A 13,009-nucleotide genomic window follows, 5' to 3' on the forward strand; every position below is an offset into this window, starting at 1 on the left:
ATAGTTACAGCAACAAAAGACCCACAAACAGGCAAGTGGAGTGTACCAGAAGGATCAGACGTAACAGTAGATCCAGACAAAGGTGTAATCACAGTACCAGCAGACAAAGTAAAAGATGGTACAGAAGTAAGTGCAAAAGCAAAAGATGAGGCTGGAAACGAATCAACACAATCCGGAAAAGCAACAGCAAAAACACCAGCTGAATTAAAAGACCCAGCAAAAGTAGCTGTAAAAGACCCAGCAAAATTAACAGACGACGAAAAAGCTGCAATCAAAGAAGCAGTCAAAAAAGCAAATCCAGACTTAAAAGATGAAGAAATTTCTGTTGACAAAGAAGGAAATGTAACAGTTACAAAGACTGGCGAAGAAGCAAAGACAATTGGTAAAGACAAAACTGTATCTACAGATGTAAAAGTACCAGAGCTTACAGAAGTAGAAAATCCATCAAAATTAAGTCCAGATGAAAAAACATCAGTTAAAAAAGCAGTTAAGAAAGCAAACACTGGCTTAACAGACGACCAAATCGAAGTTAAAGAAGATGGAACAGTAGTCGTAACAAAAGATGGAAAAGAAACAACAATTCCAGCAAAAGATGTAGTTAAGAAAAAAGCTACAACTGGAGAAGAAACTGCACTAAAAGATCCATCAAAAGTAGCTGTAAAAGACCCAGCAAAATTAACAGACGACGAAAAAGCTGCCATCAAAGAAGCAGTCAAAAAAGCAAATCCAGACTTAAAAGATGGAGAAATTTCTGTTGACAAAGAAGGTAATGTAACAGTTACAAAGACTGGCGAAGAAGCAAAGACAATTGGTAAAGACAAAACTGTATCAGCTGATGTAAAAACGCCAGATATCACGGAAGTTGCAAATCCAGAAAAACTTGATGATACAGAAAAATCAGCAGTAAAAGACGCAGTTAAGAAAGCAAATACTGACCTTACAGACGAGCAAATCGAAGTCAAAGATAATGGTACAGTAGTAGTCAAGAAAGATGGCAAAGAAACAATTCTTCCAGCGTCAGATGTAGTTAAGAAAAAAGCTACACCAGCAGTTGACAAGAGTGGGCTTAAAGCCATTGTTGACAAGGAAAATGTGACAAAAGCTAATGATAAATACAAGAATGCTGATTCTGATAAGAAGAAAGCCTATGACGACGCCCTAGAAAATGCAAAGGAAGTACTTGCAAAAACAAATGCAACACAAGAAGAAGTTAATTCAGCTAAGAAAGCATTAGAAGATGCAGAAAAAGCGTTAAACGGCGAAGCTTCACCAACTGTAAAAGCCCCAGAAAGCCAAGTAATAGTAGCAAATTCAAAAGCACTAACTGATGAAGAAAAAGGAAAAGTCAAAAAAGCTGTTGAAGATGCCAACAAGGATGGCTCTGGCAATAGCACCCTTCCAGAAGGCGCAACAATAGAAGTTTCCGATAATGGAAGTGTAACAATTAAAGATAAGACTGGAAAAGAAATTGGAAAGATAAGTCCAGATAAAACTGTTAAGCAAGATGATAGTAAGTTAGCAGTAAAAGCACCAGAAAATCAAGTAGAAGTTACAAATCCAGACGAGGTTACAGCAGAAGAACAAGGAAAAATTAAGGAAGCTATTAAAAAGGCTAACCCTGATCTAAAGTTAGAAGATAAAGATATCACTGTTGACGATAAGGGTAATGTGACAATTAAGAAAGATGGAAAAGAAGCGAAATTAAGCTCAGCCCAAACTGTTAAGAAGGCTCAAACAAGTGCTAAGACAATACTTGCTCCAGCTAAGCCAGTTGAAGTAATAGATCCAGCAAACTTAACAGCTGAGGAAAAAGCAGCAGTAGAAAATGCTGTTAGGGATGCTAACAAAGATTTACCAACAGATGCAATAGTAAGTGTAGGAAATGACGGTTCAGTTATAATAAGTGATAAAGCTTCAAGTGAACTTGGAAGACTAAATCCAGCCCAAACTGTAAAGAAAAAATCCCAAGGTCAAGGAACTACTAGTGGAGAAGGCGGCCAAGAAAGTGGCGAGGCTATCCTAATAAAGGTTCCTGATGAACTTGTTCTAGTTAAGGATAGCAAGCGATTAACAGCTAAGGAAAAAGAGGCTGTAAGAGAAGCTATAAGAAAGGCAAATCCTTCTTTGGCAAAAGATGCATCAATAGAAGTTTCTGATGATGGTTCTCTTATAATCAAAGATAGAAATGGAAAGATTCTAGGAAAGATTTCTGGATCTAAGACTGTCAAGGAAGATGCTTCTACTTTAGATATACAAATTCCAGCTTCTATAAGGGTTAAGGATAGGAGAAACTTATCTGATGAAGACAAAGAAGCTATCAAGAAAGCTATAATAAAGGCAAATCCAGGTCTTAACTTACTTCTTGAGGACATTAATATAGGGGCTGATGGTTCAGTTATTGTTAAGAAGAATGGCAAAGAAGCAAGGATTGATGCTGATAGATTAAATCTAATTAGTGAGAATGGCAAAGAAGCTAATAGCCAAAAAGATACTACAATTGCCGATAGGATAGATCCTATACTTCCACAAAAGAAAATCGAGGTTAATGACAAAGATAAGCTTAGTGAGGAAGAAAAAGGACAAGTAGAAGAGGCAATTAAGGATTCTAATAAGGATAAATTCCCACAAGGAACTGATGTAAGGGTAAATAAAGATGGCTCTGCTGACATCATTTACCCTGATGGATCAAGGGATTCTATCGAAGGATCAAAACTTGTTGAGGAAAAATCTAGAGGAAAAGAAAATAGTAATAAAAACTCTTCTAATGTTAAGACCGGTATTGAATCAGAGTCTGGAACTCTCCTAAGTCTACTAGCATCTATTAGCGGTCTAGTAGCCTTAAAGAAAAAGAAGAGAAAATAAGATAAGCTAATTTATGTATCAGCCCACTTTTGGGTTGATACATTTTTTTTTACTAGAAGATATCATACTAGGGCTTATGATTGGAAAAGTAAATAAAATTAAATAGATTTAGATTTTTATATGTTGTATAATATAAGTGATAATAGCTATCAGTAGAAATGTAGGTGGATTTTGTGAAGCTCTTATATTTTTTTGATGATAAGATGAATCCCCTTCCATAATGATAGAGAATGGAATCTTCTTAGCAAAAATCTAATTAGAAAAAATAACACATTTAAGGATATTTAGTTATGTCTCTTTTGCTTTAATGATTTCTTATGAAAGAATTGGGAAAAGGTATAAGATATGAAGGTTTTGGAGTTTGTTCATGATTTTACTTGAATTGTTTATTTTGTGTGCTGTGTTTTTTATCCTCTGCTTTGTTGGAACTGGTACAGATGAGAAGAATTTGAAAAATTATATGTCCTATCCAGATCAAGTCCAAGAGGCTATTAGTAGGATAGGTGAATATCAGGGTAAGTATAAAGAAAGGGGAAAGTTCTCCATTTTCTTTGGTAATTTTATTTTCTTTACATTTTTATTTTTCCTCTTGGCTTTAACCTTTCGAAGCAGAGATTTTACTGATAATTTCCTAAGTTTATTAATTTTGGGAGAGGGTCTTAATCTCTTTGACCTACTTATAATTGATTTGTTGTGGTGGAGAAATACAAAAAGGATAAGATTTTCCAAAATCCCAGACAAGTCCCTCTACCAAGATCCTAAAAAACATCTAGCTTCCTTCCTAAGAGCCTTAGTTATGTATTTTTTGGTAGCCATTCTTGACGGATATCTTTTGACCTTGTTTTAATTATGGGAACTTTAGGAGAAAAATATGAATTTTCTTAGTTATGGAGATAAAGATAAGAGGTCACTTTTATTTATTCATGGCCTTAGTTCAACCTATGACCTATGTTTTGGCCCACTTATCCCTTATCTTAATGATTATTATTTGATTTTTTGTGAACTCGATGGTCACTCTCCGACAAGAGATGATGATATGCTTTCGCTTGAAGATAATATAGATAGATTAGAGGCTTACATAATAAGCAAGATGGGAGGAAGGCTTTATGGTCTTTGTGGTTTTTCCATGGGGGCAACAATAGCAGTAGAGCTTATAAGCAGGGGGAATATTAGCGTGGAGAAGGTCTTATTGGATGGAGCAGTTACTTGTAACTTGGGCCTTATGGCACTTCCTTATACTTGGGCCTTTGTTATTGGGACAGGAAGAATTAAAAAGGCTAAGCCTATACCAAAGTTTCTCCTGGATTGGGTGCTGGGTAAGGATAACACAAGTGTAATCGAAATGATGTATGAAAAAATAAGTAAGAGGACTATCAGAAATGCCTTAAAATATCTCTACCATTACCAAATCTCCGAGTCCTTGAAAAATTTTACAAAGCCTGTTTTATTTTGGAGGGGAAGTGAAGAGCCTATTGCCAAAAAAAGCGAGGAGAACTTAAAAAAGTATATAAGTGATATGCAAAGTGAAGTCTTCGAAGGTCTAGGTCATGGTCAATTCCTCCATGAACATCCTAATGAATACTCAAAAAAGCTTAGGAAATTCTTAGAAGAAGACTAGAGCCTTCCTTTTTTGATTTTAGCAAGGATAAAGTCAGAAAGGAAGGACTTTTTTTATATTAGCTAAGGATAATTATTAAAGTTAAATAAAAATTGCGGATAATAGCAAGTTCACTTGACAAAAATAGACAAGTAGACTATGCTATAAATATAAAGCGTACATTGCATTTTATTCTAAGGAGCTTAGTGTGAAAACGAGAATAGCTGAATTAAGAAAGAAAAGAAAGTTATCTCAGGCTGAACTTGCGGATATTGTCGGAGTAACAAGGCAGACTATCACTTCTATCGAAACAGAGAAGTACATAGCTTCCCTGCCTTTAGCCTACAAAATAGCAAGGTATTTTGGCTTAAAGATTGAAGATGTCTTTGTATTATATGAGGAGGTAGAAGGATGAATTTGGATACTTATAGTGAAGAATTAAAAAGTAGGGAGAAAATCTATAAGTTTTACATAAGCCTAGCTATAATCTTTATATTTATTGGCGAAGCTTTTCTAAAAGATAAATTTGCCTATAATGATTTTATCTTTGGCTTTGTATATGGACTTCTTATTGGTATGGAGCTTTTTTGTTTTGGAAAAGTTATAAAAATAAATAAGGCGAGAGATGATTATAGCTTGTTAAGGCAAATGTATATAGAGGAAAATGACGAGAGGCAAATTCTTATAAGGCTTAAATCTGGTTATCCTATCCTAACTAACCTATCTCTTGCTATATTTCTATTTGCAATTCTAGCAGGCTTTATAAATAAGGCGGTGTTTGTAACCCTCCTAAGTGTAGGAGTCTTTCAACTTTTAGTTAGTAAAGCTATAAGATTGTATTGGAGAAGGAAAATATAGCCCCTCTTGGGAGTAGACTTTTATGATACTTATAAAAATAAGCTAGCTTAATTGCTAGCTTTCTTTTTTTCATCACCTAAATTCCTAAGTTTTTCTACCTGATCTTCCTTGCCGAGAACTATTAGGCAATCGCCAATTTTTAAGCTATAATCGCTTGGTGGATTGAAAATCATTTCTCCATCTGTAATCTTTTTTATGGCAAGGACTGTAAGGCCGGTTTTGTTTGGTATTTGAGCTTCTATCAAATTCTTGTTTTCTAGATAGGAGCCTTTTTTGACATAGACTTCTTCTAGGTCAAGCTCCAAGTCGCCTATTTTAGTAACAACATCAAGAAAAGATATTATATTTGGCTTAATCATGAGGGAAGCCATCCTATTACCACTTATTTCTATACTAGATAGGGTCTTGTTTGCTCCAACCTTTAGGAGCTTTTCTCCTCCAGACTTGCTTAAAGAATTGGCGATAATATAGATGTCCTTGTTTAAGTTTCTTGCAGTAAGGACTGTAACAATATTATCTACCTCAGAGTCAAGGCAGGCAATTAAGCCCTTAGCCCTTCCAATACCAGCATGTTCTAGGACACTTTCTTCTGTAGAATGACCTTCTACAACGAGGATATTGTGGTGACTATAATCGTCAAGGTCATCACGCTTATCAGTTACAACTACAAAGTCGAGCTTCTCATTTACAAATTTATTAATAATAACTTCTGCCAACTCACCAGACCCACAAATAATATAGTGATTATTTAGGCTTAAAATTTTCTTATCCATCTTACTTCCCTTCCACAGATCTCCTACTTTACCTTCAACAAACATAGCTACAACACTTGTAAAGGCATAACCAACTATACCGACACCAAAAAATATCATGAAAATAGAAAAAATCTCTGATTGGGGGCTTACTGTACCAACTTCTCCAAAACCCACTGTCGATATGGTTATTACTGTCATGTACAAGGCATCTATAAAACCTACCTTTAGCAAAATCATATAACCCACAACGCCAATTAGCATCAGAAGGCTAAAGGCACAAAAAATTAGCTTGAGTTTTCTTTTCTCTTCCATAAGCCCCTCCTTATTGATGATTATAATATAAAATCCATAAAAAAACTAGATGTTAAGCTTAATTAAGGAAAATAATCATATATTGTAGGTAATTATTTAGATAAATTTATTAGATGACAGAAATAGTTAACAAGTGTTATAATTATTTAAAGGAGGAGCTTATGGAGTTAAGTTTATCAATAATCTTTTTTATCGGTGTTATTTTACTTCTTACAGTCTTTAGGTCTAAGTTTAAGGGGGCTTTGGGAGAACTTGCTGTATCTGTAAAGCTTAAAGATTTGGATAAGTCAAAGTATAGAAAACTACATGATATTAAATTAAAAAACACAAGCAATAATACTAGTTCAACCCAGATTGATCACATAGTTGTTTCAACTTATGGAATCTTTGTCATCGAAACAAAGGGCTATAAGGGAAAAATCTATGGTAAAGAAAATTCTAGACAGTGGACGCAAGTTATATTTAAGCAAAAAAACTATTTTATGAATCCTATTTTTCAAAATTATGCTCATATCAAGGCTATAGAAAGTGTAATAAAAGAAGCTTATCCACAAATGCTTTATCATTCAATAATAGCTTTTTCTGGTGAGGCGAATATTGATTCTATTGAAGTTAGTAAGGCTAGGGTCTGTAAAATCGCCTATGTGAGCGATCTAATCAAAGAACTTTCAAGTGAAGAAATCATTTCAGAAGATGATGTTAAAAATATAGTAGAAATAATAGAGAAGAATAAATCTAAGGAAAGTGATTTTTCTCATACTAGAGAAATTAAAAATTTGAAAAAAGAAAACGAGGAAAAAATCAAACAAAATATTTGTCCTAGATGTGGAGGAAAGCTTGTAGAAAGAGAAGGTAGCTATGGAAAATTTATGGGATGTTCCAATTTTCCTAAGTGTAGATTTATAGTTAGTGAGAAGAAAAAATCTTGAAGACTTTTTGACAAATATACAAAAAGCTCTAATTTTATATTTCTAAAGAAGAGTAAAATCAATATTTATCAAAGACTTTGGCAAAATTAGGACGCTTAGAATCACTTAGCTAAGTAAAGACTTTTTTTTAATCTTCCTTGCTAGTAAAATAAAGGAAATGTTTTATTTTATGAATTATAGGAGAAGATGTTAGATATGACTTTGTTTAAAAATGAGTTTCCTATTTTGGAATTTGATGATAGTCCTGTAGCTGTCATAATGCCTAATCATGAAGATTTGGATATTAAATTGCCTAAAAAATGTGTCTATGCCTTTTTGGGCGAGGAAATTAATGATTATGCTTTGAAGAATAAGGCTAAAAAAATTGCCGAGTTTGAGTCAGCTACAAAAGTATATCCGGTTTATGTTTTAAATTATAAGGATCATGAAATATGTCTTGCCCAAGCTCCAGTGGGTGCAGCAGCTGCCAGTCAATTTTTGGATTGGCTGATTGCTTATGGAGTGAGGGAGATAATTTCTGCTGGGACTTGTGGGGCTTTGGTTGATATTGAAGAATCTGTTTTCCTTATTCCAACAAAGGCCCTAAGGGATGAGGGGACTAGCTATCATTATATGAAGCCTTCAAGATTTGTCGATGTTAATCAAAAAGCAATTGATGCTATTAAATCTCTTTTTGATAAAAGAGGCTTAACTTATATAGAAACTGTAACATGGACTACTGATGGCTTTTATAGGGAAAGTAAAGAACTTGTGAAATATAGGATTGAAGAAGGATGTAGGGTAGTGGAGATGGAATGTTCTGCCCTAAGTGCTGTTTCTAAACTTAGAAAGGTAATCTGGGGTGAAATACTCTTTACGGCAGATACCCTCCATGATGTTGAAAATTATGACCCGAGAAATTGGGCAGAAGATACTTTTTCCTATGCCCTAGAGTTGGCGATAGATGCTGTGCTTGAAATTAAAAATTAGGAATTTTCTTTATCTTAGAAATTTCTATGTATTTCAAAGAGATTTTGTAAAAAGTTTTACTTAATCTCTTTTTTCTATTATAATATAAGTTGTAAATTAATGATCTATGGGAGCTATGTGCTGAGAGGAAGTTCGACTTCGACCATCAAACCGGACAGGATAATGCCTGCAAGGGATGAAGCATGTTTATTCTCCTATTAGTGCTTTAGGAGGTTTTTTTAATTTATGAAGTATAAGACACAGATGGAAGCTGCAAAACATGGTTTTGTAACAGAAGAGATGAAAATTGTAGCTAAGAAAGAAAATGTAAGTGAAGAATTTCTTTTGGAAAAAATTGCCAAGGGTGAGATAGTAATTCCTAGAAATAAAAATCACAACTCAATTTCTCCAGAGGGAATCGGATGTGGACTTAAAACAAAAATCAATGTAAACTTAGGTATTTCTAAAGATTTAAACGACCTTGACCTTGAGATGGAAAAGGTAGATATGGCTCTAAAGATGGGAGCTGAATCAATAATGGACCTTTCTAATTATGGTAAGACCCAAGAATTTAGGAAACAACTTATAGCAAAATCTACAGCCATGATAGGAACTGTACCTATGTATGATGCGGTTGGTTTTTTGGATAAGGGACTAAGTTTCATAAAGGCTCGTGAATTTCTCGATGTAGTTAGAAACCATGCCGAAAATGGAGTAGATTTTGTAACTATCCATTGTGGTATTAATAGGGCAAATGCTGATATTTTTATGAGAAATAGAAGGGTTAATGAGATAGTATCTCGTGGAGGTTCGCTCTTATTTGGTTGGATGATGATGAACAATCAAGAAAATCCTTTCTACGAATACTATGATGAACTTTTGGATATCCTAAGAGAGTATGATGTTACCCTATCCTTGGGAGATTCACTAAGACCAGGTGGCATCCACGATGCGACAGACCCTGCCCAAATAGCTGAGCTTATCACCCTAGGCGAGCTTACAAAAAGAGCTTGGGAGAAGGATGTTCAAGTTATAATCGAAGGCCCAGGTCATGTTCCAATCAATGATATCGAAATGAATATGAAACTTGAAAAGAAACTCTGCCACAATGCACCTTTCTATGTCCTAGGACCACTTGTTACAGACATAGCCCCAGGTTATGATCACATCACAAGTGCAATAGGTGGAGCAATAGCTGCAAGCTGTGGGGCAGATTTCCTATGTTATGTAACTCCAGCAGAGCATTTGAGACTACCTGATGTTAATGATGTAAAAGAGGGAATAGTTGCAGCAAAAATTGCCGCTCACGCAGGAGATATTGCTAAATTAAAAGATGCTAGAAAATGGGATCTTGAAATGAGCAAAAGACGCCAAAAAGTTGACTGGGAAGGCATGTTTGAACTAGCTCTAGATCCTGAAAAGTGTAGAGCCTATAGGGCATCATCTCAACCAGAAGAAGAAGGAACTTGCACTATGTGTGGAAGCATGTGTTCAGCTAGAAATATGAACTTAATCCTTGAAGGTAAGGATATAGTTTTATAGACTTAGGAATATTGCAAGCATCTATGTAAGGATAAAGCATGGATGTTTGCTTTTTTTCAATAAATTTTAGTTCGTCTTAGAAAGAAGGTTCTATGAAAATAAGAGATATTGAGACAGCAAGACTTTTACTTAGAGGATTTCAAAAAGAAGATGCTCTTTGGGCTTACAAAATTTGGAATGACCCTGAGATGGGCAAGTATCTTCCTGATGAAGCGATGGAAGAAATAGATGAAGCTTACATTAAAGAACTAGAACAACTGGGTGATGATGAAGAATGTTGCTATCTAATTCCAGTTCTAAAGGATAGTAAAGAAAGGGTTGGCACTTGCAGTTTTATAAGAAGTCATGATGGAAAAATCTATGATATTGCCTATTGTATTCACAAAGATTTATGGAATAATGGATATGCAACTGAAATTGCTAAAGGATTAATTTCCTTTGCAATGGAAAGTGGAGCAGATAAGGTAACTATAGAAGTAAACCAAGACAATAAGGCTTCAAATCGAGTAGCAGAAAAATGTGGCGGAAAAGTTGTAAGCGAAGATATTTTTGTAAAAAAAGGGACAAATGCTACTAAAAAAACCTATAAGTATGAAATTTCTTTCAAAAAATGATTTTTGTATACATAGGAAAGCCTTTGCGATTGCTTATTTTTAAAATAAATAGTATAATAACTTAGCTAGGAGGATGACTTCTGGCTATTATTTTTTGAAAGGAGTATTTATTTGAATAGAAATAAAATATTTCACTGGCCAATCTTTATCCTTATGGCAAGTGTAACCTTTATGGCTATTTCAACTGAGCTAGTTCCTTCTGGAATCTTACCTGAGCTTATGGACGGCTTAGCTATTAGTGAAGCAGGAGCAGGTAATCTGGTAGGCTTTTATGCCATAGCTAGTGCTCTTTTTGGTATCCCTTTAATATCAGCGACTGTGGAATTTTCTAGGAAGAAATTACTGCTTGTTCTTCTAATAGGCTTTTCTATTAGTAATTTAATAGTAGGCCTTGCAAGTTCATATACTTTTGCCTTGGTCGGTAGGATAGTCGGAGGAATTTGTGCTGGGGTCTTGTGGCCAATGATTGCTGCTTTCGGAATGAAGCTTACAGATGAAGAGCACAAGGGAAAAGCGGTTGCTGTTATCATGAGTGGAACTACTTTTGGTATGAGTCTTGGTATCCCTTTTTTTACATATATAGGAAGAAATCTTAGTCGGAGGCTTGAGTTTATGGCTATTAGCCTTACAAGTTTATGTATAGCTATCGCTTGTTTTTTTATGCTTTCTGATGTGAAGGGGGTAAAAAGAGAAAAATCAAACTCACCCCTTACCCTAATTAAGAATAGGGGAGTATTGTTGGCTATGTTTCTTACGGCGATAGCATCCATCACTAACTACGGCATCTATACTTATATTACTAATTTGATTGAATCCATAGATTATCTTAGGGGAATCGGCTTTGCCCAACTTCTTTTTGGAATTGGATCTATTTTATCGGTAATTCTTGCAGGCAAAGTTATTGATAAGCATTTAAGACATTTAACAGTATTTTTGTTTTTAGATTCTTTGCTGGCATTTTTAATATTCGCCCTATTTAAAGGAGAAAGTATCCTATGCCATGTGGGATTTTTCTTGTGGGGACTTGGTTTTGGGGCCCTAGTTGCCTTGTTTCAAACAGCTGTTGCAAGACAAGTTCCAGCGAATGCAGCAGCAGTTGCAACCTCGCTTCAATCGGCAACCTTTAATATAACTATAATGTTTACAAGTTCCATGTCGGGGGCAATTCTTGCAAATTTTTCTATGGAAATTTTGCTTAAAATAATGGTAGTCTTATTAGCTTGTGGTGTTGTTGTAGCATTTAGGGCAAAGAAAATTTTAGCCTAGGAGGAGGAAATATGAAGAAAAAATTTGTTAACGCAAAAATATATGGTCATGAAAATCAATCGGAAATTCTAGTAGAAGATGGTAAGTTCCTTGCCTTTGGTAATGACCTTGAGGGGGCGGAAGAGACAATAGACTTAGATGGAAATCTCGTAATTCCACCTTATGTTGACAGCCATCTCCACCTAGATTATTATATGATAGGAAAAACTGATGAGGTAAAAAATGAATCGGGTACTCTTTTTGAGGCCATTGATTTATGGAATGACTTCAAAAAAGGAACCACTAAAGAAGAGATGAAGGAGAGAATCTACAAGGCAGTTGAAGATTGCGCATCCTACGGAACTCAATATATTAGGGCTCAAACTGACTGCACTGATCCAAAGCTTACAGGAATTAGGGCAGCCCTAGAAGTTCGTGACGAACTAAAAGATAAGATCACTATCCAAGTTGTAGCCTTCCCACAAAATGGAATGTATTCTTACGAAGAAGAAGGAAAAACTGGCAGGGATTTAGTTGAAGAAGCACTAGGACTTGGCTGTGAAGTAGTAGGAGGTATCCCTCACAATGAATGGTCAAGAGAGCTTGGAGAAAAATCAATCAAAGAGATTGTCCGTCTTGCTGTAAAATATGATAAATTAATAGATGTTCATTGTGATGAAACAGATGATGTAATGGCAAGATTTGTGGAAGTTTTAAATGCTGAAGCCATGATAAATAAGATAGGAGAAAAAACAACTGCAAGCCACACATGTTCTTTTGGTTCAGTTGATAACTCCTATGCCTTTAGGATGATGGGCCTATTTAGGAAATCCAAACTTAATTTCATAGCCCTTCCAACAGAAAATGCCTTTTTGCAAGCAAGACAAGACACTTATTCAAAACGCAGGGGGCTTACTAGGGTTTTGGAATTTGTAGATAATGGTATAAATGTTTGCTTTGCCCAAGACTCCATAGTAGATCTTTGGTATCCAGCAGGCAATGGCAATCTTATGAATATACTTGATAATGGAATCCACCTTGCCCAACTTATGAGAGAGAAAGATTTTGATAAAAACCTAGACCTCGTTACCTACAATGGAGCAAAAACTATGCATATAGAAGATGAATATGGTCTTGATGCAGGAAAGCCTGCCAACTTTATAGTTTTGGATGCTCCAAACGAATTTGAAGCAATAAGAAATAGGGCTGAATGTTTGGCATCAATTAGAAAAGGTGAATTCTTATTTAAAAAGAAAAAAAGAGCCTTTGATTATAAATTAAATATCAGATAAGATTTAATCCCCGCTTGCTGGGGATTTTTTGCTTTAGGGATTTGGAAGTAAATTT

General features: G+C 35.1%; 12 protein-coding genes. 11 read left to right on the forward strand and 1 reads right to left on the reverse strand.

Annotated elements, in window-relative coordinates; all coding sequences use genetic code 11:
• The 5 genes from HMPREF0077_RS10720 to HMPREF0077_RS00055 all read left to right on the forward strand — a co-directional run.
• On the forward strand, positions 1-2,862 hold a 2,862-nt coding region (locus HMPREF0077_RS10720; protein WP_040349168.1), incomplete at its 5' end, for a MiiA motif-containing surface protein.
• A 367-nt stretch (positions 2,863-3,229) separates the two neighbouring features.
• Positions 3,230-3,709, forward strand: a complete 480-nt coding sequence (locus tag HMPREF0077_RS00040; RefSeq protein WP_004835775.1) for a hypothetical protein — start codon at positions 3,230-3,232, stop codon at positions 3,707-3,709.
• 24 nt (positions 3,710-3,733) lie between these two features.
• Positions 3,734-4,480, forward strand: coding sequence for an alpha/beta fold hydrolase (locus HMPREF0077_RS00045; protein WP_004835776.1), 747 nt, complete (start codon positions 3,734-3,736; stop codon positions 4,478-4,480).
• A 187-nt stretch (positions 4,481-4,667) separates the two neighbouring features.
• Positions 4,668-4,874, forward strand: coding sequence for a helix-turn-helix transcriptional regulator (locus HMPREF0077_RS00050; RefSeq protein WP_004835777.1), 207 nt, complete (start codon positions 4,668-4,670; stop codon positions 4,872-4,874).
• Positions 4,871-5,317 (forward strand): hypothetical protein, encoded by a 447-nt coding sequence (locus HMPREF0077_RS00055; RefSeq protein WP_004835778.1) that lies wholly within the window; start codon positions 4,871-4,873, stop codon positions 5,315-5,317. The genes HMPREF0077_RS00050 and HMPREF0077_RS00055 overlap by 4 nt, the downstream gene beginning before the upstream one ends.
• A 47-nt stretch (positions 5,318-5,364) precedes the next feature.
• On the opposite strand, the gene HMPREF0077_RS00060 is transcribed toward HMPREF0077_RS00055, so the two are convergent.
• Positions 5,365-6,384, reverse strand: a complete 1,020-nt coding sequence (locus tag HMPREF0077_RS00060) for a potassium channel family protein (protein WP_004835780.1) — start codon at positions 6,382-6,384, stop codon at positions 5,365-5,367.
• 161 nt (positions 6,385-6,545) lie between these two features.
• Between HMPREF0077_RS00060 and HMPREF0077_RS00065 the strand changes: the two genes are divergently transcribed.
• The 6 genes from HMPREF0077_RS00065 (at position 6,546) to HMPREF0077_RS00090 (ending at position 12,954) form a co-directional block, all read left to right on the forward strand.
• The gene (locus tag HMPREF0077_RS00065; RefSeq protein ID WP_040349170.1) at positions 6,546-7,313 is read left to right on the forward strand and encodes an NERD domain-containing protein; all 768 of its coding nucleotides are present in this window, start codon (positions 6,546-6,548) and stop codon (positions 7,311-7,313) included.
• A 186-nt stretch (positions 7,314-7,499) separates the two neighbouring features.
• The gene (locus tag HMPREF0077_RS00070) at positions 7,500-8,282 is read left to right on the forward strand and encodes a nucleoside phosphorylase (protein ID WP_004835782.1); all 783 of its coding nucleotides are present in this window, start codon (positions 7,500-7,502) and stop codon (positions 8,280-8,282) included.
• 225 nt (positions 8,283-8,507) lie between these two features.
• Positions 8,508-9,803, forward strand: coding sequence for a phosphomethylpyrimidine synthase ThiC (gene thiC, locus HMPREF0077_RS00075; RefSeq protein ID WP_004835783.1), 1,296 nt, complete (start codon positions 8,508-8,510; stop codon positions 9,801-9,803).
• 92 nt (positions 9,804-9,895) lie between these two features.
• Positions 9,896-10,417: a GNAT family N-acetyltransferase gene (locus HMPREF0077_RS00080; protein WP_004835784.1), complete on the forward strand. Its 522-nt coding sequence runs from the start codon at positions 9,896-9,898 to the stop codon at positions 10,415-10,417.
• A 111-nt stretch (positions 10,418-10,528) separates the two neighbouring features.
• Positions 10,529-11,683, forward strand: a complete 1,155-nt coding sequence (locus tag HMPREF0077_RS00085; protein ID WP_040349171.1) for an MFS transporter — start codon at positions 10,529-10,531, stop codon at positions 11,681-11,683.
• A gap of 11 nt (positions 11,684-11,694) precedes the next feature.
• The gene (locus HMPREF0077_RS00090) at positions 11,695-12,954 is read left to right on the forward strand and encodes an amidohydrolase family protein (RefSeq protein WP_004835786.1); all 1,260 of its coding nucleotides are present in this window, start codon (positions 11,695-11,697) and stop codon (positions 12,952-12,954) included.
• The last annotated feature ends 55 nt before the right edge of the window (positions 12,955-13,009 follow it).

The sequence above is a fragment of the Anaerococcus tetradius ATCC 35098 genome, assembly GCF_000159095.1.
Taxonomy (GTDB): Bacteria; Bacillota; Clostridia; order Tissierellales; family Peptoniphilaceae; genus Anaerococcus; species Anaerococcus tetradius.